Raw genomic sequence first — 21,090 nt, forward strand, 5'->3', positions numbered from 1 at the left:
GTGAGAGCCGCCGAATGACGGCTGAACCCCACAGCACCGGAGTGATGCAATGACCACCAACGCCGCCACCCAGGACCTCTTGCCGGCCGACCTCTCGATGGGCACCGTGATGCTCAAGGTCGGCGACCTGGCGATGATGACCGACTATTACCAGCGCGCCCTCGGCCTGGAGGTGGTGGCCGAGCAGGGCGGCGGCCTCTACCTCGGACGCGGCCAGACGCCGCTGGTGCACCTCGCGCCGGCCCCGGGACTGAACCTCCCCTCCCGGGGCGAGGCCGGGCTCTTCCACACCGCCCTCCTGTTCGAGGACCAGGCGGCGCTGGCCGCCACCGTCGCCACCGCAGCCCAGTACGATCCCCGGTTCTTCACCGGCAGCGCGGACCACCTGGTCAGCGAGGCCTTCTACTTCAACGACCCCGAGGGCAACGGCATCGAGCTGTACTGGGACCGTCCGCGCGAGGAATGGTCCTGGGATGGCGCGAATGTTGTCATGGACAGCTTGGCGCTGCCGCCGCAGCGTTACCTGGAGCAGCACCTCACCGAGGCGTCGCTCGCCGGCCAGCACGAAACCGGCGCCGGCGTCGGGCACGTCCACCTCCAGGTCGGCGACGTGCAGTCCGCCCACGACTTCTACGTCGGGACCCTGGGCTTCGAAAAGACCGCAGGCTGGCACGGCCAGGCGCTTTTCGTCTCGGCCGGCGGCTACCACCACCACATGGCCATGAACGTCTGGAACAGCCGCGGCGCCGGCCCCCGGCGCGACACGCTGGGCCTGGGCGAGGTGCTGATCGAGGTGCCCTCCGGGGACGACATCGGCGCCCTCGCGGACAGGCTCAAGGTCGCCGGCGTCGCGTCCCACCACACGGGTGCGGAGCTCCGGTTTGACGACCCCTGGCGCAACCGGATCCGGGTCGCCGTCCGCTGACCGGCCATCGGGCCGTCAGCCGATAGGCTGGGACGACGCCACACGCCGCGGCCCCCGGGCCGCCCGAAATCCAAGGATGAGCCCCGTGGGATTTACCGAAGTCTTCGTCGCCACCCATGACGCCGCGCTCAAGCGGGCCGCCGCACTCGCCGGGGGCGCCCCCGCCGGCCCGGACGCCGTTCGGATCGAGGACATCAGCGACTACGAGATCGAACGGCTGGGGGACCTCGCCGGCACCGCCGTCCACGCCGCCGGTGCCGACTACGAACTCGCGATGGTCGACGTCTCCAGCGACGCACTGCTCGGCGTGCCCGCCGCCATGGTCCGGACCCTCGCCGAGCTGCTTAGCTACGAGACCGACGAGGGCGAACGCGTCCTGGCCGACGTCGCCGGGCAGTGGGCGGCCGAGGAGGACATGCCCTTCGGTGCCGCCGAGGCCCTCGGCCACACCCGGCGGATCGCGGAGCTCGCCTCCGCCGTCGACCCCGCTGCCCGCACCGAACTGTACGTCTGGACTGCCTGAGCCGGACTGCGGCGCCACCCGCGGCGACCCGCCGCGGGTGTTAAGTCGAAATCGGCGCGGTGATCTGGCACAATGATCAGGTACTTGATCTGCGTGGCCCCTCTCTCCGCGTCTGGATCTTGTCCTTTTAGAACCCCCTAGTATGGCCCGCCCCACGGGTGCAGAACGCCGGGTTCGACCCCGTTTCAGAAACAGGAGTGACCACAAAAGTGGCCGTTAAGATTCGCCTTAAGCGCTTCGGCAAGATGCGCGCCCCGTACTACCGCATCGTCGTCATGGACTCACGCTCCAAGCGTGACGGCCGTGCCATCGAGGAGATCGGCAAGTACCACCCGACCGAAGAGCCCTCGTACATCGAGGTCGACTCGGACCGCGCCCAGTACTGGCTCGGCGTCGGCGCTCAGCCGTCCGAGCAGGTTGCCGCGATCCTGAAGATCACCGGTGACTGGCAGAAGTTCAAGGGTCTGCCCGGCCAGGAAGGCACCTTGAAGACCAAGGCTGCCAAGGAAGGCTTCGTAGCCCCGGAGAAGGGCTCCGTCATCATTCCGGAAGCCATCACCAAGAAGGCCAAGAAGGACGACGCAGCCGAGGCCCCGGCCGACGCCGAAGCAGAGACCACCGAGGCTGAGTAACTTGCTGGCAGACGCGCTCGAACACCTGGTCCGCGGGATTGTAGACAGCCCCGAGGACGTCAAGGTCAGTGCCAAGAACAACCGCCGGGGGGACACCCTTGAGGTGCGCGTTCACCAGGACGACCTTGGCCGGGTGATTGGCCGCCAGGGCCGGACCGCACGCGCACTGCGCACCGTGGTTGCGGCACTGGCAGACGGTGAGCCGGTGCGGGTCGACGTCGTCGACACCGACCGCCGCCGGTAGCGCAGCCAGCACACGCTTGATCTCTGTCCGGCCCCTCCACCAGCATTGGTGGAGGGGCCGGACTGTTTTGCGCACACTGCGCCCCCACAACGACCCATCCTTCCCATCCCCGAACAAGAGGACAGCATGCAGCTTCAGGTGGCACGAATCGGCAAACCCCACGGCATCCGCGGCGAGGTCACCGTCCAGGTGCTGACCGACGCCCCCGGTGACCGGTTCGTCCCGGGCACCCAGTTCGTCGTGGAGCCCGCGTCCGCCGGGCCGCTCACGGTCGAGAGCGCGCGCTGGAACAAGGACATCCTGCTGCTGGCATTCGAGGAGGTGGAGACCCGCAACGATGCGGAGGCCCTGCGCGGCGCCAAGCTCTTCATCGAAACCGAAGAACTCGACGAGGACGACGACGAGGGCTGGTACGAGCACGAACTCGTCGGCCTGGACGTCCGGGTGGGCAACGAGGTGGTGGGCACGGTCTCCGCGCTGCACACCATGCCCGTCCAGGACCTGCTGGTGGTCAAGGACCGCGCCGGCAAGGAAATCCTGATCCCGTTCGTGGAGCAGATCGTCCCCGAGGTCAACGTCGCCGAAAAGTACGTCCTCGTCACCCCGCCGGCGGGCCTGTTCGAGGTCAACACGGACACCGCCGCGACCCCCGACGACGGCGACTCCGCCGACAGTGCCGCCGAGGACGCAGACGGGGACCGCGCCTAAGATGCGGATCGACGTCGTCAGTATCTTCCCCGAGTACCTCGCCCCGCTGGAGCTGTCCCTGATCGGGAAGGCCCGGCAGGACGGACTGCTGAAGCTCACCGTCCACGACCTTCGGGACTTCACCACCGACCGGCACCGCACCGTCGATGACACCCCGTACGGCGGCGGCGCCGGCATGGTCATGAAGCCGGAACCGTGGGCCCAGGCGCTCGGTGCCGTCGCGGGCACTGCGGCGGCAGGGGAGGGTGAGCTCCGGAAACCTGTGCTGATTGTCCCCTCGCCCGCGGGGGAGCGCTTCACCCAGGCCATCGCGCACGAGCTCGCCGAGGAGGAGCAGCTGGTCTTCGCCTGCGGCCGGTACGAGGGCATCGACGAACGCGTCCTCGAATGGGCGGCGGACCACTTCACCGTCCGCCCCATGAGCCTGGGCGACTACGTGCTCAACGGCGGCGAGGTGGCGGTCCTGGCGATGGTCGAGGCAATCGGGCGGCTGCTGCCCGGCGTCGTTGGCAACCCCGAATCCCTCGTGGAGGAATCGCACTCCGACGGGCTGCTGGAGTACCCGGTCTACACCAAGCCATCCAGCTGGCGCGGCCGGGACGTCCCCGCCGTGCTGCTCAGCGGCAACCACGGCAAGATCGCCCAGTGGCGCCGGCACGAACAGTACCGACGTACCGCGGAGCGCCGCCCCGACCTGCTCGAGGCGTTCGACGCCGGGACGTTGCCCCGCGCGGACCGCACCGCGTTCGCGGACCTCGGGTACGACATCGAAGACGGCCGGCTCCGCCGTCGCGCCGACGCCTGAGCACGGCCTGACACGGGACTTTCCCGCCGCCGTCGTGCGTCCGGGGGAGTCCGCGGATTCAGCAAAAGCCGCCATTCTGTGGCAAAATAAGTCCTTGTGCCTGCTGGGTGCGAACCTGCCACAGGGGGAGCGTCACCAACAGCGCGGCACCCCGGCCCGGTCAATTCCTGACTGGACCGGAACGACACATTTTCGGCGGTGATTTCCGGGCGCGACTGCGGCCGGGCTTGGCCGCCGTGACCCAACGTGAATGACCTGTGGCGTTCACCAGGAGTGGATCAATGCATATCCTCGATTCCGTCGACGCAGCCTCGCTGCGCAACGATGTTCCCGAGTTCCGCGCGGGTGACACCATCAAGGTGCACGTGAACATCATCGAAGGCAAGAACTCCCGTGTCCAGGTCTTCCAGGGCTTCGTCCTGGGCCGCCAGGGTGACGGCGTCCGCGAGACCTTCACCGTCCGCAAGGTTTCCTTCGGTGTCGGCGTGGAGCGTACCTTCCCGGTGCACTCCCCGATCATCGACAAGATCGAGCTCGTCTCCAAGGGTGACGTGCGCCGCGCCAAGCTTTACTACATGCGTGCACTGCGCGGTAAGGCTGCGAAGATCAAGGAAAAGCGCGACTTCCAGACCGCCAAGTAAGTCCCCGGACTTACTCCGCGGATCCACGGCCGGCCCGGCTCACCCCGGGCCAGCGCCACTGCGCCGATCAAGCACTTCACGCGTCAGGGGATGTGGACCATGGAACAGCCAAAACGCCGGCCCAGGAAACTGGCCTGGCGTTTTGTGCTTCTGGGGCTCGTGCTGGCCATCGCCATCAGCGGCCTGGTCAGGTCCCTGTGGCTGGACGTGTACTTCATCCCGTCCGCCTCGATGGAGCCGTTGCTGCGCGACGGGGACCGGATCCTGGTCTCCCGCACCGACTTCGCCGCCGACCCGATCCGCCGCGGCGACGTGGTGGTCTTCGACGGCCGCGGGTCCTTCGCGCCGCTGAACAGCGGCGCCGGCCCGGCCGCGGACCTGCTGGCCGGGGCGGGGCACTGGCTGGGCATCACCGGCAGTGACACCACCTACGTCAAAAGGGTCATCGGGCTGCCGGGGGACCGGGTGGTCTGTTGCGACGGGTCCGGCAAGCTCACAGTCAACGGCCAGCAACTTAGTGAACCGTATATTTATCCCGGCGATGAGCCCAGCACCCTGAAGTTCGACGCGATCGTCCCCGCGGGACGGCTCTGGCTGATGGGGGACCACCGGTCCAAATCGGCCGATTCCAGGGGGCTGCTGGGGGCTCCCGGCGGCGGCATGGTGCCGCTGGACCGGGTGATCGGCCGGCCGGTGATGATCATCTGGCCGCTTGATAGATTTGCTGCACTACCGCGGCCCGACGCGGCCGCCACGACGACACAGAACGGACAGTAGATGCCCGAGACCGGACCCCGGACCCCTGAGCCCCACGGCCAGGCCGAACGCCGGGTGACGTCCGCGCCCATTCCCGACGGCGAACACCCGACGACGCGGCTCCCGGCCGTGCCGAAGACGCCTGCCCACGAGACGCCCGTCGACGGGACGTCGGCTGAGGCTCCCCGGCGCGAAGCGCCACGCGTTCCGGAACGGGCGGCCGGCGTCGCGCAGGAGGGTCCCTCCCACGCGGGCCCGACGTCGGCCCGGGCGCGCCGGGCGCTGGCCCGCGATTGCCGCAATCCCGTGCTGGTCTGGCTCCGCGAGATCGCCACCGTGGTGGTCATCGCCGTCGTCCTGTCCTTCTTGATCAAGACCTTTCTGTTCCGGGCCTTCTACATCCCGTCCGAGTCGATGATGAACACGCTGGACGTCAACGACCGGATCTTCGTGAACCTGCTGGTGCCCCAGCCGATCGCCCTGCAGCGCGGCGACGTGATCGTCTTCCGCGACACCAAGAACTGGCTGGCTCCCGCGGCGCCGAAACCGGTTGGTCCCATGACCGGGGTGCAGAACGCGCTGACGTTCGTGGGGCTGTTGCCGGACAATTCGGAGCAGCACCTGGTCAAGCGCGTCATTGGGCTGCCGGGCGACCACGTCATCTGCTGCGACGGCAGCGGCCGCCTGACCGTCAACGGCAAGGCCCTGGACGAGAAATACATCAACAGTTCAGAGGTCCCGCAGGTGCGGACGTTCGACGTCGTGGTTCCCGCCGGCAAGGTCTGGGTGATGGGCGACAACCGCAACCACTCGGCCGACTCCCGCGCCCACATGGAAACCGACGGCGGCTTCATCGACATGGCGGACATCGAGGGCCAGGCCGCCGTGATCGCCTGGCCGCTGAACCGCGTCAAGGCACTGGACAACTACCCGGACGTCTTCACCGGCGTTCCCGCCCCGTCCGGCACCCCCAGCAGCGCCCCGGCAGGAAAGTAAGGCAAGAGCAGTGTCCGTCGCACCAACCCTGGACTACGAACGCCGCTTCAAGGCCTCGGGCGCACGGTTGCTTGCCGGCATCGACGAGGTCGGCCGCGGGGCGCTGGCCGGCCCGGTCAGCGTGGGGATCGCCGTCATCGACCTGCAGCGGCAGAAACTGCTCGCCGATGTGCGGGACAGCAAGCTGCTGAAGGTTTCCGAACGCGAACGCCTGGAGCCGCTGGTCCGCGCCTGGAGCGTCGCGTCCGCCGTCGGGCACGCCTCCGCCTCGGAGATCGACGCTCTGGGGATCATCGCCGCGCTGAGGCTCGCCGGCAACCGGGCCTGGGCCGCCGTGATCGCCGCCGGCGTGACGCCCGAGGTGGTGCTGCTCGACGGCAGCCACAACTGGCTGACGACCCCGGCGCAGGCCTCCCTCTTTGATGAGGGGCCGGCGGAGCCCGGCTGCGACGCCCCGGTCCACACCCTGGTCAAGGCGGACATGCAGTGCCTCTCCGTCGCCGCGGCGTCCGTGCTGGCCAAGGTCGAACGCGACCGGCAGATGGCCGCCCTGCACGAGGAATTCCCGGCCTTTGGCTGGAACGAGAACAAGGGCTACGGCACCGCCGCCCACAAGGACGCCCTCCGCACCGCCGGGCCCAGCCCCTACCACCGGGTGAGCTGGCAGCTGCTGGGCGACTGAGGCCCGGCCTCTTGGCTGTGGCGCCCGTCCGTGGCGCGCGGCCTGCGCCCGATGGTGCAAGATGGAACCATGAGTGCCGAAGACCTGGAAAACTATGAAACCGACATGGAGCTGCAGCTCTACCGCGAATACCGCGACGTCGTCGGGCTCTTCAGCTACGTCGTCGAGACCGAACGGCGCTTCTACCTGGCCAACCACGTCGACCTGCAGGCCCGCAGCGCCGACGGCGAGGTCTACTTCGACCTGACCCTGCAGGACGCCTGGGTCTGGGACGTCTACCGCTCCGCCCGCTTCGTCAAAAGCGTCAGGGTCATCACCTTCAAGGACGTCAACGTCGAGGAACTCCCGCGCAACGAGGAACTCGCCCTGCCCAAGGTCGAGGACCTGGGTAACTAGTCAGCCCGTTTTACCCGGCCTCGCCCCTCTTGCTGGTCCCCTGACCGGAGTTACCCACATAGTGTGACCTGCGGGTATTGCAGTCTCTGAACGCCGTCCACGCTGGAGGGATGAGAGCCAAAGACGTATTGGGCCGCCGCGGCGAGGATCTGGCGGCCGGTTTCCTGGAGGACCAGGGGATCAGGGTGGTGGACCGGAACTGGCGTTGTCCCGCTGGCGAGATCGACATCGTCGCGCTCGACGGCGACGCCCTGGTCATCGCCGAGGTCAAGACCCGCCGCTCGCTGGCGTTCGGGCACCCGTTCGAGGCTGTCGGTGCCGAGAAGCTTGCCCGGTTGCACCGGCTCGGGTCCGCCTGGTGCCGGGAGCATGAGCTGCGGATGCCGCTACGCCGAGTGGATGTCATCGCCGTGCTCGACGACGGCACCGGCGAGGCCGCCATCGAACACCTCAAAGGGGTGGGGTAGATGGCGCTCGGCCGGACCTATGCCGTGGCCCTGGTGGGCCTCAACGGGTACATCGTCGAGGTCGAGGCGGACATCGGGCAGACGCTGCCTGCATTTGTGATCCTCGGGCTGCCCGACGCGTCGCTGAACGAGGCCAGGGAGCGGATCCGCTCGGCCGCGCAGAACTCCGGCATCCCCCTGAGCCGCCGCAAGATCACCGCCAACCTCATCCCCGCGTCGCTGCCCAAACGAGGCTCCGGTTTCGACCTGGCCATTGCCATGGCCGCGTTGCTGGCGGCCAACGATATCCGGTCCACGGGACGTCACGTCTTCCTCGCCGAATTGGGCCTGGACGGCCGGCTCCGCCCCGTCCGCGGGATCCTCCCGGCCGTCATGGCCGCCGTCCGCGCCGGCTACCCGGACGTGGTCGTGGCCCTAGCCAACGCAGCCGAGGCCGAACTGGTCCCCGGCGCCAGAGTCCGCGCCTACACCACCCTGGCCAGGCTGGCCTTCGACTTCGGCGCGGACCCGCAGGACCTGGCCCTGGACGCCGACCCGGGGGAAGAACCCGACGACGGCGACGGACACGTGGAGCCTGCGATGGTGCCGGACATGGCCGACGTGTCGGGCCAGGCCGAGGGACGGCGGGCCCTGGAGGTGGCGGCCGCGGGGGCGCACCACGTGCTGCTGACCGGGCCGCCGGGTGCCGGCAAGACCATGCTGGCCGAACGCCTGCCCGGGCTGCTGCCGGACCTCGGCGACCAGGAGGCGATGGAGGTCACCGCCATCCACTCGCTCAGCTCCCTGACCACATCGGCCGTGACGCTCCGGCGCAGGCCGCCTTACGAGAGCCCCCACCACACTGCCACCCCGGCCGCCATCATCGGCGGCGGTTCCGGCCTTCCCCGACCCGGCGCCGCGTCCCGGGCCCACCGCGGCGTGCTGTTCCTGGACGAGGCGCCCGAGTATGAACGCCGGGTCCTGGACGCCCTGCGGCAGCCGCTGGAAAGCGGCGAGCTGATCCTCCATCGCGCCGCAGGCACCGCCGCCTACCCGGCCCGCTTCCAGCTAGTCCTGGCCGCGAATCCCTGCCCGTGCGGCAAAGCCTCGGGGAAGGGTGTGGAGTGCACCTGCACCCCGACGATGCGCCGCCGGTACTTCGCCCGGCTGTCCGGGCCGTTGCTGGATCGGGTCGACATCCAGCTGGACGTCGAACGGGTAGCGCTTGCCGACTTCGGTGCGCCCCGGGCGGAGGAAGCATCGGCCGCCATTGCCGCCCGGGTCAGGGCGGCGAGGGACACCCAGCTTGACCGGCTGCGGCCGCTCGGCTTCGAGACCAACGCCCAGGTTCCCGGCCGGGTGCTCCGCGGTGGGCTTCGGCTGGGCGCCCACCACACCGGAATCCTGGACCGCGCCTTGGAACGCGGCTCCCTCACCGCCCGGGGCTACGACCGGGTACTGCGCCTTGCATGGACGGTCGCCGATCTGGCCGGCCGCGGCAGCCCCGATGCCGACGACGTCGGCCAGGCCCTGGCCCTGCGGCAGTCCACCGGAGCAACCCCATGACAGCGTGTCCGATTCCGAGGAGAGCAACATGACCGCCAACGAACGCACCGCCCGGGCCGCCCTGTCCCGGCTGATGGAACCGCAGGACGCCGCCGGCCTGGCCCTCGTGCGGGCGGTTGGTGCGGAGGATGCGCTCCGGATCGCCACCGGCCAGCTGAAGCCCGGCCCGTCTCTGGAACAGGAGATCACCGGGCTGCTGGCGGACGCCGGTGCCGGCGGCGGCTGGTTGGGCCTGGGCATGGCGCTCAAACGCTGGGCACCCCGCGTCCCGGACCTCGCCCCGGCACGGGACTTGGCTACCATGCAGCGGCTCGGCGGAAGGCTGCTAATCCCCTCCGACCAGCTGTGGCCGGCGCAACTGGCGGATTTGGGGCTGCAGGAGCCGCTGTGCCTGTGGTGGCGGGGCGTGGAGCAGGAGTTGCCTCCTCCGACGAAGGCTGTCGCCCTCGTCGGGTCGCGGGACAGCACCTCCTACGGCTCCTCCGTTACCGCCGATCTAGCCTACGCCCTGGCTCAGCGCGGTTTCACCATCGTCTCGGGCGGGGCCTACGGGATCGACGCCCACGCCCACCGGGCCGCTTTGGCCGGGGCCACCGGCCTGCCGACGATCGCGGTGATGGCCGGGGGAGTGGACCGCTTCTATCCGTCCGGGAACGAGGACCTACTCCGCACGGTGGCCAACCAGGGCGCGGTGCTGGCCGAGGTCCCTCCCGGCTCCGCGCCCACCAGGTACCGCTTCCTGCAGCGCAACCGGATCATCGCCGCCCTGGCCGGGGCCACCGTGGTGGTGGAGGCGCGCTGGCGCTCCGGCGCCCTCAACACCGCCCACCACGCCGAAACCCTCGGCCGGGCGGTCGGCGCCGTCCCCGGATCGGTCCACAGTGCCAACTCCGCGGGCTGCCACCGGCTGCTGCGGGAGGGCGGGGCGGTGTGCGTCACGGATGCCGCGGAGATCGCCGAACTCGTCTCGCCCAGCGGTGACTCCCTGCCGGACCCGGCAGCGGGACGGTCGGAGGCCCACGACGGGCTGACCCTGGAAGACCTGATCCTCCTCGACGCGCTGCCGTTGCGGGTCACCAGCACCGTGGAGAAACTGGCGGTCGTCGCCGGGCTAAGCCCCGAGTCCGTCCGGGCCGGCCTGGGACGGCTCGGCCTGGTGGGCCTGGCCGAGTCCCGCCACGGTGGCTGGAAACGCTCGGCGGCGGCGGGTTAGGGCAGACGCCGTGCATCCCGCGTCGCCAAGAGGGGGCGGTACCGTGGCAAGCCCGCTCGAGCCGGAAGGAAACGGCGCGCCGTCGGGCTCCGCCGGGAAGCAGGATGGGGCTGGGAGAGTGGAAGGGTGCCAGCTCCAACCATCCCTCCCGCGCTCGCCGATGCCGCCGCCGCCTTCGGCCGGTACCTCGACGCCGAGCGCGGCCGCTCCGCCCACACCGTGCGCGCGTATCTGGCCGACGTCGAGAGCCTCCTCGGCCACGCCGCGTCCGAGGGTGCCACGGGACTGGGAGATCTCGAGCTCGGGACCCTCCGCCGCTGGCTGGGCGCCCAGAGCGAGGCCGGCATGGCCCGGGCCACCCTGGCAAGACGGGCCGCCACCGCGCGGGCCTTCACCGCGTGGGCCGTCCGCGAGGAACTCCTGGCCGCCGACCCGGCCCTCCGGCTGCGGGCCCCCAAACGCGAGAAGTCCCTGCCCGGCGTGCTCCAGCAAGGCCAGGTCCAGCGCCTGGTCGCCAGCGCCGAAGCGGCCGCGGCGGACGGCGGCCCCATGGCCCTGCGGAACCGGGCCATGCTGGAACTGCTCTACGGCACCGGCATCCGCGTCGGCGAGCTGACCGGCCTCGACATCGACGACCTCGACCCGGACCGCCGCACCCTCCGGGTGCTCGGCAAGGGCAATAAGGAACGGACTGTGCCCTACGGTGTCCCGGCCGCGCTCGCCGTCGACGACTGGCTCCGGCGCGGCCGTCCCGCGCTGGTCACGGCAGGCTCCGGGCCCGCTCTCTTCCTCGGCGCGCGCGGCAACCGGGTTGACCAACGGCAGGTCCGCAGCGTCGTCAAGGACCAACTGGAGGGCCTCGGGGACACCTCCGCCACCGGCCCGCACGCGCTAAGGCACTCGGCTGCCACCCACCTGCTCGACGGCGGCGCCGACCTCCGGGCCGTCCAGGAGATCCTCGGCCACAGCAGCCTCGCGACCACCCAGATCTACACCCACGTCTCCGTGGACCGGCTCCGCAGCAGCTATCAACAGGCCCACCCGCGCGCCTGAAACAGCATCCGCGACACGCCGAAAACCCGGTGGTGACGGCGCGCTGCGCGGCACTGGCTTATTAGGGTGGGGTACGGCACAATGGGGTTCACGCCCGGCATCCACCACGGGGTCACGCGAAGCTTCCGAGTTTCCCGGCCACCACGGATCCGGACGTGCTTTATGTCGAGTCACCCTGAGTTTCAAAAGTATTTGAGTCACCACACAACTGAATAGTCTGGCAGGGGCACCAGCCCCGCACGCGGGCGACCGCGGCAGACGGACATCCGGGCAGAGGTCGTTGGGGAAGACGTACCTATAGCTATGGAGGATGGAATGTCTGTTGCACTAACCCGTGGTGTCCTGTTCGTTCACTCGGCCCCGACCGCCCTGTGCCCCCACGTTGAGTGGGCCATTGGCTCGGTCGTGGACAAGCGCACGGACCTTGAGTGGACCCCGCAGCCCGCCGCGCCCGGAATGTTCCGGGCCGAGCTCTCGTGGACCGGTACGCCGGGGACGGGGGCCACTTTGGCGTCGGCACTGCGCGGCTGGGCCCACCTGCGCTACGAAGTGACGGAAGAGCCCAGCCAGGGCGTCGACGGCGGCCGCTGGTCCCACACCCCCGAACTCGGCATCTTCCACGCCGTCACCGACGTGCACGGCAACATCATGGTCTCCGAGGACCGCATCCGCTACGCGTATGAATCCGGCGCGGGCGACCCCTCCGCCGTCTACCACGAGCTCTCCCTGGCCCTCGGCGAGGCCTGGGACGAGGAGCTGGAGCCCTTCCGGCACGCCGCCGAGGGCGCCCCCGTGCGCTGGCTCCACCAGGTCGGCTAGCCCCCCACGACTCCCCGGCAGGCTCCGGCGCCGCTTCCTCCATGGCGGCGCACAGAGCCAGCGGGAGGGAGCTGACCGGGGACTGCCCTGCCTACCAGGGCGAAATCGGCACCGTCCCGATGCGCCGGCCCTCGGCGTCGCACAGGTGCCCCATCCGCTTGGGCGTGCTCAGCGCCACCATCCGGTCCAGCACGCCCAGGGTCGGGAAGACGGCGCTCGTCCGCGCCTCCACCCGCTGCAACTCGCCGAGATCCCTGACCCAGAACGTGGCGTAAAGGTTGGCCGTCCCCGTCACCGCCGCCACGAACCGGCACTCCGGCCACGCGGCCAACTCCCGGCCGATCCGGTCCAGGTCCTGCCCCGGCGCGACGCCCAGTAGCGAGGCCTGGATCGGCCAGCCGGCCAGCGGATGTGCGATCTCGCAGCGGAAGGTCATGATCCCCGAGGAGATCAGGCGGTTCACCCGGCGCCTCGCCGTGGCCGTGCTCGCGCCCGTCAACGATGCTAGCTCCGCCCATCCCAGCCGCCCGTCCAGGGACAGGTGCTCCAGCAGGGACCGGTCCAGGTCGTCCAGGACCATGGCGTAGGTGCCTTGGCCCACGGACATGGTGCTCCGGTTCAGGACATTGAGCTGGCTCGGGTCCAGCGACCTCAGCCGCCAGCGGCTCCCTTCCAGATAGAGGGACGTGGTGAGAAGCACGGACACTGACACCACCCCCGGCGCCCCGTAGACCTTGGTGGTCAGGAAGACGTCCAGTTCGCGCAGGTCACGGGTCAGCACGTCGCAATTGATGTCGTGACCGCCTGTGGCGACCTCAATCGTGGCAACCTCGGGACTCGCGGAGAGCCGCTCCACCAATCCCGTCCGGGTACCCGGATCCGCGCGGATCATGACGTAGGAGATGCAGCGGCTGCGGCTGAATTCCCGACCGAAAGAGGCCGTGATCCAGGCCAAACCCGCGGCGGTCATCCGGTCCCACCGGCGGGCGAGTGTGGTCGCCGTCGTGCCCAGTGGACCGGCCAGCTCCGCCCAGCTGGCCCGCGGGCGCAGCTGCAGGGCGTTCACCAGCGCCAGGTCCAGCTCACCCAGCAGCGTGACCGAATCCTGCATATTACGGAGAGTAGAGTCCGTTTCCGTCAATTTGGGCATCTGCATTGGCCGAGTATCACACGGTGGAGGGGTTGATCCGGTCCCCGTGACCGCCCGACTACCGAAAGCATGGAGAGCGTGACGATCTCAGACACCAGGAAACCCACCCGTACTCAGGAACTGGCGGCGGAGCTCGCCGACGGGCTCGTCTCGTTCCGGCGGGAGCTGCACCGGATCCCGGAGCTGGGCAACGACCTGCCCCTGACCCAGCGCCGGCTCCTTGCCGAACTGGAGGGCCTCGGCCTGGAGATCACGCTGGGACGGAGCCTGAGCTCCGTGACGGCGGTCCTCCGCGGTGGCGCAGTGCCGGCCGGCGGAACCAAGCCCGTGGTGCTGCTCCGCGGCGACATGGACGCCCTGCCCGTGACCGAGGACAACGGGCTGGAGTACCGCTCCTCGCACGAGGGGCTGATGCACGCCTGCGGCCACGACATGCACGTCGCGGGCCTGGTGGGCGCGGCCCGGATTCTGTCCTCGCTGAAGGACGAGCTGGCCGGCGACGTCGTGTTCATGTTCCAGCCGGGGGAGGAAGGCCCCGGGGGAGCGCTGCCGATGATCGAGGAGGGCGTCCTCGAGGCCGCGGGACGCCGCGTGGACGCGGCCTTCGGCCTGCACGTCTTCTCCGCGGCGCACCCGCGCGGCGTCTGGTTCGGCCGCCCCGGCCCCCAGATGGCCGCCGTCGACGACCTCCACGTCCGGTTCATCGGATCCGGCGGCCACGGCTCCCAGCCGCACCACGCCAACGACCCCATCCCGGCCCTCTGCGAGGCGGTCAGCGCACTGCAGACGATGGTGACCCGGGCCTTCGACGTCTTCGACCCGGTGGTCCTCACCGTGGGACGGATCGCCGGCGGCACCCGGGAAAACATCATCCCCGAGCACGCCGAATTCGACGCGACCGTCCGCAGCTTCAGCGCCGAATCCCGGGCCGCCATCAAGGAACGCAGCGTGCGGCTGCTCGAGGGCATCGCCGCCTCCCACGGCCTGAAGGCCGACGTGAACTACCACGAGCTTTACCCGGTCACGGAGAACGCCCCGGACGCGTACGAGCTGGCCCGCGGGACCATCGTTGACCTCTTCGGCGAGGAGCGCTACGAGCCCATGGCCAACCCGATGCCCGGCGCCGAGGACTTTTCCTTCGTCGGCAACGAGGTACCGAGCGCCTACCTCTTCCTCAGCGCCTGCGCCCACGGGGACCCCGCCGACGCCGGCTCCAACCACTCACCCCACGCGCTCTTCGACGACGCCGTGCTCCCGGACGCCGCCGCCTGGCTGGCCGAGGTGGCGCTGCGCCGGATCAACCAGGGAGCCTAGGACAGCCTGCCCGACCACCGCGTGGGAGGGCACCAGGAAAGGTAGTAACAGCATGAACGTACTGAATGGGCAGGGCCTCCGCACGGCGGCGGCCGCAGCGGCCGTCCTCGTCGCCCTGAGCGCCTGCACGAACGCGTCCGAAGCGGGGTCAGGCTCCGGGGCAGGTTCGGGCACCGGCGGCAGCGGGCAGGCGACGGCGACGTTTGACCCGGGAACCGTCGCCAAGGACGACGCCCTGGCCGCCAAGGTGCCGGACCAGGTCCGGTCCAAGGGGAAGCTGACGGTCGGCTCGGACACCACCTACGCCCCGGCGGAGTTCCTCGCGGCCTCCGACGGCCAGACCCCGGTGGGGTACGACGTCGACCTGGCCAAGGCGATCGGCGCCACCCTGGGCCTGAAGGTGGAGGTGCAGACCTCGCCATTCGAGGGCATCCTCCCGTCCCTCGGCCCGAAGTACGACCTGGGTGTGTCCTCGTTCTTCATCACGAAGGAGCGCAGCAAGGCCGCCAACTTCGTCAGCTATTTCCAGGCCGGGACGCAGTGGGCGGTGCAGAAGGGCAACCCGAAGAACATCTCCCTTGACGACCTGTGCGGGAAGACCGTCGGGGTGCAGACCGGAACCTTCCAGGAGAACCCGGATATCTCCGGACGGAGCGCCCAGTGCGTCGCGGCCGGCAAGCCCGCGATCGACGTCGTCTCCCTGAAGAACCAGACCGACGTCACCACCCGCCTGGTGGCCGGAGGCATGGACGCAATGGCTGCCGGGTCCATCACGGTGGCCTACGCCATCACCCAGTCCGACGGGAAGCTGCAAACCCTCGGCGACGTCTACGGCGCCTCGCCGGTGGGCATCGCCGTCGCCAAGTCTGACACCGCCCTCGCCGAGGCGGTGGCCGGCGCCACCAACAAGCTGATCCAGGACGGGACGTACAAGAAGATCCTGGCTGCGTGGGGCACCGACGGCGGCGCCATCGCCAAGGCCGAGGTCAACCCCACGGTCAATAAGTAACGGCCGTGCCAACGCCAACGCCAACGCAAACGACGGCGGCCAGGTTCCCCGCGAAGGGAACCTGGCCGCCGTCGTTCGTGCTGCGTGCGGTGGCGGCTAGATGCTGCGCACCGCGATCACGGCGTTGTGGCCGCCGAAGCCGAAGGAGTTGCTTAGCGCGACGATGTTGCCGGCCGGGAGGGCCCGCTCTGAGGTCACGACGTCCAGCGGGATCTCCGGGTCCTGGTTTTCCAGGTTGATGGTGACGGGAGCCTTGCGTTCGTGCACGGCGAGGACCGTCAGGACCGCTTCCACGGCACCGGAGGCGCCCAGCAGGTGGCCCATCTGGGACTTGGTGGCGGAGACCGCCACGTTGTCCACGTGGCTGCCGAGGGCGGCCTTGAGGGCGGTGTACTCGGGCTTGTCACCGACCGGGGTGGAGGTGGCGTGCGCGTTGACGTGCACCACGTCCTCGGCCTGGATGCGGCCGTCGAACATGGCTGCCTTCAGCGCGCGGGTGGCGCCGAGGCCCTCGGGGTCCGGGGCGGTGATGTGGTACGCATCGGCGGTCACCGAGGTGCCGGCCAGTTCGGCGTAGATCCGGGCGCCGCGGGCCAGAGCGTGCTCCTCGGCCTCGAGGACCAAGGCGCCGGCGCCCTCACCCATGACGAAGCCGTCACGGTCGCGGTCGTACGGGCGGGAGGCGTGCTCGGGATCGTCGTTGCGGCGGGAAAGGGCCTGCATCGAGGAGAACGCGGCGATCGGCATCGGGTGGATGGCGGCTTCGGCACCGCCGCAGACGACGACGTCGGCCTTCCCGGAGCGGATCAGCTCCAGTCCCATGTGCACGGCTTCGGTGCCGGAGGCGCAGGCCGAGACGGGGGTGTGGGCGCCGGCCCGGGCTCCCAGGTCCAGGCTGACCGCGGCGGCGACGCCGTTGGGCATCAGCATCGGAACGGTCATCGGCAGGACGCGGCGGGGGCCCTTTTCGCGCAGGGTGTCCCAGGCATCCAGCAGGGTCCAGACCCCGCCGATGCCGGTGGCGAAGGCCACTGCCAGGCGGTCGTGGTCGATGCCGTCGATGTCGGCGTCGGCCCAGGCCTCACGGGCGGCGATCACGCCGAACTGGGTGGACGGGTCCATGCGCTTGGCTTCGACCCGGCTCAGGACCTCGAGGGCGGGGGTGGAGGCGCGGGCGGCGAAGTGGACGGGCAGCTCGTACTTGGCAACCCAGTCGTCTTCGAGCGTGTGCGCGCCGGAGACGCCCTTGAGCGCGTTCTTCCACATTGTGGGGACATCGCCGCCGATGGGTGTGGTGGCACCCAGACCGGTGATGACTACTTTGCGTGCCATGGGATCACTCTTTCGTCGGTGCGCGTGCCGCTTACGGTGCCAGCCAGGGCGCCGGGGCCTGCGTAGGAAACTCGGTGGTCAGTCAGTGAATCGGGGGAGCGCCGGGAGCCGCTGTGTCAGCGGCACCCGGCGGCCCGCGGTACCGCCCCCGTGGGGGACGGTGCCAGGGACCAGGCGGAATTAGGCCTGGGCGTTGGCGATGAAGTTGACGGCGTCGCCGACGGTCTTGAGGTTCTTGACCTCTTCGTCGGGGATACGCACGCCGAACTTTTCCTCGGCGTTGACCACGATGGTCATCATCGAGATGGAGTCGATGTCCAGGTCCTCGGTGAAGGACTTGTCCATTTCGACGGCCTCGGGGGCCAGGCCGGTCTCTTCGTTGACGATTTCGGCCAGGCCGGCCAGGATCTCTTCGTTGTTAGCCATGGTGGCTCCTTCTTTTGTTGGTGCCATCGGCCGCCGGACGGGTCCGGAGCGTTGGGCGGAGTGGTTCAGGCCGAGGGTTCGGCCCGGTGGGGGAATCCGGGCTGCCTGCCGTGCCGGCACCCGGGAAGTCACGGTGGACTACGGCAGCACGATCACCTGGGCGCCGAAGACCAGCCCGGCGCCGAAACCGATCTGCAGGGCCAGTCCGCCGCTGAGGCCGGGGTTGTCCTGCAGCAGCCGGTGCGTGGCCAGCGGAATGGACGCCGCCGAGGTGTTGCCCGCCTCGGCGATGTCCCGGGCGATGATGACCGATTCCGGCAGCTTGAGCTGCTTGGCCATCTCGTCGATGATCCGCATGTTGGCCTGGTGCGGGATGAAGGCCGCGAGGTCCTCGGCCTTGACGCCGGCGGCGTCGAGGGCCTGCTTGGCCACCTTGGCCATTTCCCAGACCGCCCAGCGGAACACGGTCTGGCCGTCCTGGCGCAGCGTGGGCCAGAGCGCGGCCTCGGTGACGGCGGCTTCGCCCTCGCTGAGGGCGCCCTTGCCGGCGGCGTGGTCGCGGATGTCCAGCATCGAGTGGGTCATGCCGATGGCGTCCCACTTGCTGCCGTCCGAGCCCCAGACCGACGGGCCGATGCCCGGGGTGTCGGAGGGGCCGATGACGACGGCGCCCGCGCCGTCGCCGAGCAGGAAGGAGATGGTGCGCTCGGTGTTGTCGATGACGTCCGAGAGCTTCTCCGCGCCAACCACCAGCACGTACTTGGCGGCACCGGAGCGGACCAGGGCGTCGGCCTGGGCGATGCCGTAGCAGTACCCGGCGCACGCGGCGGAGATGTCGAAGGCCGGGGCCGGAGTGGCGCCCAGGCGGTCGGTCAGGCTCGCGGCCGCGGAGGGGGTGGCGTAGGGGTGGGTGACCGTGGAGACGATCACGGCACCGAGCTCGGAGGGGTCGACGCCGGCGCGTTCGAGGGCCTCGCGGGCGGCGCCCTCGGCCATGTCGATCACGCTGACGTCTGCGGGGGCGCGGTGCCGGGTGACGATCCCGGTGCGCTGGCGGATCCACTCATCGGAGGAGTCGATCCACTGGCAGACGTCCTCGTTGGTGACGATGACGTCGGGACGGTACGCACCGACGCCCAGTACGCGGGTGCCGTTCTGCAGGGGAGCCTGCTTCAGCGTAGGAGTGCTCATTTTCCTCCCTCAAGTTCTGCGAATAGTGCCAGGGCATCGGACAGATCGTCCGGTGTCTTGACGGTAACAGTCTTCACGCCGGGCATGCCGCGCTTGGCCAGGCCGGCGAGGGTGCCTGCCGGGGCCAATTCGATCAGGCCGGTGACGCCGCGCTCCACCAGGGTCTCCATGCAGCGGTCCCAGCGGACCGGGCGGGAGACCTGGGCGATGAGGCTGTCCACCGCGGCGCCGCCGTCGGTGACCTGCGCGCCGTCGAAGTTCGAGAGCAGGGGAACCTGCGGGTTGCGGGGGTGAAGCGTGGGGCGCAGCGCCTGCAGTGCGGCGACGGCGGGGGACATGTGGGAGGTGTGGAACGCCCCGGCAACCTTGAGCGGGATGACCCGGGCCTTGGCCGGCGGCTTGTCCGCGAGGGCCTTGAGCTGTTCGAGGGTGCCGGCGGCGACGGTCTGTCCGGCGCCGTTGACGTTCGCGGGGGTCAGCCCGGCGGCCTCAATGGCTGCCAGGACCTCGGCGGGGTCGCCGCCGACGACGGCGCTCATTCCGGTCGGGGTGGCGGCGGCCGCGGCGGCCATGCCGTTGGCGCGTTCCCGAACGAAGGTCATCGCCTCGGTCTCGGTGAGGACACCGGCCAGCGCGGAGGCGGTGATCTCGCCCACCGAGTGCCCGGCGAGGATGACGGGGAGGGTTTCGAGTTCGACGTCGAACAGGGCCTTCGCGGCGACCAGTCCGGCCGCGACGATCAGCGGCTGCGCGACGGCGGTGTCCTTGATGGTTTCCTCATCGGAGGTGGTGCCGTGGGCGGTGAGGTCGATACCTGCTATTTCGCTCAGGGAGGCCAGGTGGCCTGGGACGGAGGGCAGTTCCAGCCAGGGGGCCAGAAAACCGGAGGTCTGGGAGCCCTGTCCAGGGCAGACGATTGCAAGCACGTATCCAGCTTTCCAAATGCCGCGTGATTCATCGGTACTTTCATGCACCAAGCTCACTGGGTCAGTTTGTAGGAAGTCTACAACCTCTCAGCCGCCGTTGCGGGATGGCTGACGCTCCACGGCGGGCTTCGGCGGGGTGGAGAGACGCCCCACCACGAGGGCCGCCTGGAGCACGAACGCCTCCCGCGGGATCAGCGGATCCCAGCCGGTCACGTCGCAGACCCGCTTGAGCCGGTAACGGACCGTGTTGGCGTGGACGAACAATTCCCGGGCCGTGGCCTCGAGCGAATGACCCAGTTCCAGGTAGGTCCCCAAGGTCTCCACCAGCCCGTTCGAGGCGGCCAGGAGGGGCCGGTAAATGTTCTTCACCAGGGATCGGCGGGCCGCGTCGTCGCCGGAGATGACCCGCTCCGGCAGCAGGTCGTCCGCGGCCACCGGGCGGGGGGCCGAGGGCCAGGCGCGGGCCGCGGTGAGGCCGGCGAAGGCGGACTGGGCGGAGCTGCTGGCCTCCGGCAGGGAGGCTGCCTCGGCGCCGTACACGACGGGACCGGGGGCAAAGAGTTCGCTGAGTTTCTGGCAGGCGGTCTCCCGGTCCTGCACGCCGCCGAGGATCAGGATCAGCCGGTCGCCCTGGATTCCTACCAGGGCGTCCTCGGCGAACCGGCCGGCGGTGCGGCGCAGCTCGCTGACGTAGCTGGCGCTGGGTTCCGAGGGCGAATTGCCCACCATGACGGTGAAGCGTTCCTGCGCCTTCCAGCCCAAGGCCGCGATCCGGGACCGCAGGGCGTCGGTGTTCTCTCCGCGCAGGATGGCGTCGACGATCAGGGCTTCCAGCCGGGTGTCCCAGGAGCCGCGGGTCTCCGCGGCGCGGGCGTAGACGTCGGCGGCGGCGAAGGCGACCTCGCGCGAGTAGCGGAGCACCGCCTCACGCAGGGCGGCCTGGTCCGCCTCGGGGGCGATGATCGGGACCTGCTCCTCGACCACCTCCACCACGATCCGGATCAGCTGGAGCGCCTTCTGCAGGCTGATGGAGCGGGTCAGTTCGGTGGGGGCGGTGCCGAAGACGTCGGAGAGGATCCACGACGGCGAGCTGGGCCGTTCGAACCAGGTGACGAAGGCGGCGATGCCGTTCTGGGCCACCATGCCGAGCGCGGAGCGTTCGTCGGAGTTCAGCCGGCTGTACCAGGGCAGTGAGGATTCCAGCCGCCGCAGCGTGGTGGTGGAGAGCTGGCCGACGCTGGAGCGGAGCTTCTTCAGCGTCTCGGCCTTCTCCGGGGACAGGGTCGGGGCGGCGGATTTGCGCTGCGCGGGGGTGGGGGTGGGCTCTGCCATGACAA

The 21,090-nt window shown here is 69.9% G+C and carries 24 protein-coding genes; 18 read left to right on the top strand and 6 right to left on the bottom strand.

The annotated features are described in order from the left end of the window. The first annotated feature begins 49 nt into the window (after positions 1-49). From ACFVY3_RS04040 to ACFVY3_RS04115, 16 genes are all read left to right on the top strand, one after another. A complete protein-coding gene (locus ACFVY3_RS04040; RefSeq protein WP_364135007.1) occupies positions 50-925 on the top strand; it encodes a VOC family protein in 876 nt (291 codons plus the stop codon). Between the two features lie 85 nt (positions 926-1,010). Further along, positions 1,011-1,448, top strand: a complete 438-nt coding sequence (locus ACFVY3_RS04045) for a hypothetical protein (protein WP_400158842.1) — start codon at positions 1,011-1,013, stop codon at positions 1,446-1,448. Between the two features lie 209 nt (positions 1,449-1,657). Beyond that, positions 1,658-2,080: a 30S ribosomal protein S16 gene (gene rpsP, locus ACFVY3_RS04050; protein WP_290257538.1), complete on the top strand. Its 423-nt coding sequence runs from the start codon at positions 1,658-1,660 to the stop codon at positions 2,078-2,080. A gap of 1 nt (position 2,081) precedes the next feature. Continuing rightward, on the top strand, positions 2,082-2,324 hold the full coding sequence (locus tag ACFVY3_RS04055; protein ID WP_290257539.1) for an RNA-binding protein: 243 nt from the start codon (positions 2,082-2,084) through the stop codon (positions 2,322-2,324). Positions 2,325-2,450: 126 nt separating this feature from the next. Further along, positions 2,451-3,032 carry a ribosome maturation factor RimM gene (rimM, locus tag ACFVY3_RS04060; protein WP_290257540.1) on the top strand — a complete coding sequence of 194 codons (582 nt, stop codon included), beginning with the start codon at positions 2,451-2,453 and terminating at the stop codon, positions 3,030-3,032. Between the two features lies 1 nt (position 3,033). Continuing rightward, positions 3,034-3,837, top strand: coding sequence for a tRNA (guanosine(37)-N1)-methyltransferase TrmD (gene trmD / locus ACFVY3_RS04065; protein WP_290257541.1), 804 nt, complete (start codon positions 3,034-3,036; stop codon positions 3,835-3,837). Positions 3,838-4,118: 281 nt separating this feature from the next. Then, complete coding sequence (gene rplS, locus ACFVY3_RS04070) at positions 4,119-4,478, top strand: 50S ribosomal protein L19 (protein WP_056738299.1); 360 nt, start codon at positions 4,119-4,121, stop codon at positions 4,476-4,478. A 99-nt stretch (positions 4,479-4,577) separates the two neighbouring features. After that, on the top strand, positions 4,578-5,255 hold the full coding sequence (gene lepB / locus ACFVY3_RS04075) for a signal peptidase I (RefSeq protein ID WP_400158843.1): 678 nt from the start codon (positions 4,578-4,580) through the stop codon (positions 5,253-5,255). Then, positions 5,256-6,230 (top strand): signal peptidase I, encoded by a 975-nt coding sequence (gene lepB, locus ACFVY3_RS04080; protein WP_400158844.1) that lies wholly within the window; start codon positions 5,256-5,258, stop codon positions 6,228-6,230. Between the two features lie 10 nt (positions 6,231-6,240). Then, the gene (locus ACFVY3_RS04085; protein WP_400158845.1) at positions 6,241-6,912 is read left to right on the top strand and encodes a ribonuclease HII; all 672 of its coding nucleotides are present in this window, start codon (positions 6,241-6,243) and stop codon (positions 6,910-6,912) included. 69 nt (positions 6,913-6,981) lie between these two features. Next, positions 6,982-7,308, top strand: a complete 327-nt coding sequence (locus ACFVY3_RS04090) for a DUF2469 domain-containing protein (RefSeq protein ID WP_290257548.1) — start codon at positions 6,982-6,984, stop codon at positions 7,306-7,308. A gap of 110 nt (positions 7,309-7,418) precedes the next feature. Beyond that, positions 7,419-7,775, top strand: coding sequence for a YraN family protein (locus ACFVY3_RS04095; protein ID WP_290257549.1), 357 nt, complete (start codon positions 7,419-7,421; stop codon positions 7,773-7,775). Then, positions 7,776-9,320 carry a YifB family Mg chelatase-like AAA ATPase gene (locus ACFVY3_RS04100; RefSeq protein ID WP_290257550.1) on the top strand — a complete coding sequence of 515 codons (1,545 nt, stop codon included), beginning with the start codon at positions 7,776-7,778 and terminating at the stop codon, positions 9,318-9,320. A 28-nt stretch (positions 9,321-9,348) separates the two neighbouring features. Continuing rightward, positions 9,349-10,533: a DNA-processing protein DprA gene (dprA, locus tag ACFVY3_RS04105; RefSeq protein ID WP_400158846.1), complete on the top strand. Its 1,185-nt coding sequence runs from the start codon at positions 9,349-9,351 to the stop codon at positions 10,531-10,533. Positions 10,534-10,659: 126 nt separating this feature from the next. Then, positions 10,660-11,586: a tyrosine recombinase XerC gene (locus ACFVY3_RS04110; RefSeq protein WP_364135046.1), complete on the top strand. Its 927-nt coding sequence runs from the start codon at positions 10,660-10,662 to the stop codon at positions 11,584-11,586. A gap of 315 nt (positions 11,587-11,901) precedes the next feature. Further along, positions 11,902-12,405: a DUF3145 domain-containing protein gene (locus tag ACFVY3_RS04115; protein ID WP_290257555.1), complete on the top strand. Its 504-nt coding sequence runs from the start codon at positions 11,902-11,904 to the stop codon at positions 12,403-12,405. A 91-nt stretch (positions 12,406-12,496) separates the two neighbouring features. On the opposite strand, the gene ACFVY3_RS04120 is transcribed toward ACFVY3_RS04115, so the two are convergent. Further along, positions 12,497-13,516 (bottom strand): Lrp/AsnC family transcriptional regulator, encoded by a 1,020-nt coding sequence (locus ACFVY3_RS04120; RefSeq protein WP_400158847.1) that lies wholly within the window; start codon positions 13,514-13,516, stop codon positions 12,497-12,499. 117 nt (positions 13,517-13,633) lie between these two features. Here ACFVY3_RS04120 and ACFVY3_RS04125 point away from each other — a divergent pair, with 117 nt between their 5' ends. Further along, complete coding sequence (locus ACFVY3_RS04125; protein WP_400158848.1) at positions 13,634-14,869, top strand: M20 family metallopeptidase; 1,236 nt, start codon at positions 13,634-13,636, stop codon at positions 14,867-14,869. A gap of 52 nt (positions 14,870-14,921) precedes the next feature. Further along, a complete protein-coding gene (locus ACFVY3_RS04130) occupies positions 14,922-15,878 on the top strand; it encodes an ABC transporter substrate-binding protein (protein ID WP_400158849.1) in 957 nt (318 codons plus the stop codon). 96 nt (positions 15,879-15,974) lie between these two features. Here the strand turns inward: ACFVY3_RS04130 and fabF are convergent, their stop codons facing one another. From fabF to ACFVY3_RS04155, 5 genes are all read right to left on the bottom strand, one after another. Beyond that, positions 15,975-17,210, bottom strand: coding sequence for a beta-ketoacyl-ACP synthase II (fabF, locus tag ACFVY3_RS04135; RefSeq protein WP_400158850.1), 1,236 nt, complete (start codon positions 17,208-17,210; stop codon positions 15,975-15,977). Between the two features lie 180 nt (positions 17,211-17,390). Then, entirely contained in the window at positions 17,391-17,636 is a 246-nt protein-coding gene (locus ACFVY3_RS04140; protein ID WP_290257560.1) for an acyl carrier protein, read from the bottom strand. A 138-nt stretch (positions 17,637-17,774) separates the two neighbouring features. Continuing rightward, positions 17,775-18,827, bottom strand: coding sequence for a beta-ketoacyl-ACP synthase III (locus tag ACFVY3_RS04145; protein ID WP_400158851.1), 1,053 nt, complete (start codon positions 18,825-18,827; stop codon positions 17,775-17,777). Beyond that, on the bottom strand, positions 18,824-19,753 hold the full coding sequence (locus ACFVY3_RS04150; protein WP_364135057.1) for an ACP S-malonyltransferase: 930 nt from the start codon (positions 19,751-19,753) through the stop codon (positions 18,824-18,826). The genes ACFVY3_RS04145 and ACFVY3_RS04150 overlap by 4 nt, the downstream gene beginning before the upstream one ends. An 87-nt stretch (positions 19,754-19,840) precedes the next feature. After that, positions 19,841-21,085, bottom strand: a complete 1,245-nt coding sequence (locus ACFVY3_RS04155) for a PucR family transcriptional regulator (RefSeq protein WP_400158852.1) — start codon at positions 21,083-21,085, stop codon at positions 19,841-19,843. Between the last annotated feature and the right edge of the window lie 5 nt (positions 21,086-21,090).

It is taken from the genome of Arthrobacter sp. BPSS-3 (assembly GCF_044628475.1).
GTDB lineage: Bacteria > Actinomycetota > Actinomycetes > Actinomycetales > Micrococcaceae > Arthrobacter.

Bases quoted from the DNA above. Each gene is read 5' to 3' on its own strand.
- ACFVY3_RS04040 (WP_364135007.1), top strand. From the start codon at position 50: ATGACCACCAACGCCGCCACCCAGGACCTCTTGCCGGCCGACCTCTCG.
- rimM (WP_290257540.1), top strand. From the start codon at position 2,451: ATGCAGCTTCAGGTGGCACGAATCGGCAAACCCCACGGCATCCGCGGC.
- trmD (WP_290257541.1), top strand. From the start codon at position 3,034: ATGCGGATCGACGTCGTCAGTATCTTCCCCGAGTACCTCGCCCCGCTG.
- rplS (WP_056738299.1), top strand. From the start codon at position 4,119: ATGCATATCCTCGATTCCGTCGACGCAGCCTCGCTGCGCAACGATGTT.
- lepB (WP_400158843.1), top strand. From the start codon at position 4,578: ATGGAACAGCCAAAACGCCGGCCCAGGAAACTGGCCTGGCGTTTTGTG.
- lepB (WP_400158844.1), top strand. From the start codon at position 5,256: ATGCCCGAGACCGGACCCCGGACCCCTGAGCCCCACGGCCAGGCCGAA.
- ACFVY3_RS04090 (WP_290257548.1), top strand. From the start codon at position 6,982: ATGAGTGCCGAAGACCTGGAAAACTATGAAACCGACATGGAGCTGCAG.
- ACFVY3_RS04095 (WP_290257549.1), top strand. From the start codon at position 7,419: ATGAGAGCCAAAGACGTATTGGGCCGCCGCGGCGAGGATCTGGCGGCC.
- ACFVY3_RS04100 (WP_290257550.1), top strand. From the start codon at position 7,776: ATGGCGCTCGGCCGGACCTATGCCGTGGCCCTGGTGGGCCTCAACGGG.
- dprA (WP_400158846.1), top strand. From the start codon at position 9,349: ATGACCGCCAACGAACGCACCGCCCGGGCCGCCCTGTCCCGGCTGATG.
- ACFVY3_RS04115 (WP_290257555.1), top strand. From the start codon at position 11,902: ATGTCTGTTGCACTAACCCGTGGTGTCCTGTTCGTTCACTCGGCCCCG.
- ACFVY3_RS04120 (WP_400158847.1), bottom strand. From the start codon at position 13,516: ATGCAGGATTCGGTCACGCTGCTGGGTGAGCTGGACCTGGCGCTGGTG.
- ACFVY3_RS04130 (WP_400158849.1), top strand. From the start codon at position 14,922: ATGAACGTACTGAATGGGCAGGGCCTCCGCACGGCGGCGGCCGCAGCG.
- fabF (WP_400158850.1), bottom strand. From the start codon at position 17,210: ATGGCACGCAAAGTAGTCATCACCGGTCTGGGTGCCACCACACCCATC.
- ACFVY3_RS04140 (WP_290257560.1), bottom strand. From the start codon at position 17,636: ATGGCTAACAACGAAGAGATCCTGGCCGGCCTGGCCGAAATCGTCAAC.
- ACFVY3_RS04145 (WP_400158851.1), bottom strand. From the start codon at position 18,827: ATGAGCACTCCTACGCTGAAGCAGGCTCCCCTGCAGAACGGCACCCGC.
- ACFVY3_RS04155 (WP_400158852.1), bottom strand. From the start codon at position 21,085: ATGGCAGAGCCCACCCCCACCCCCGCGCAGCGCAAATCCGCCGCCCCG.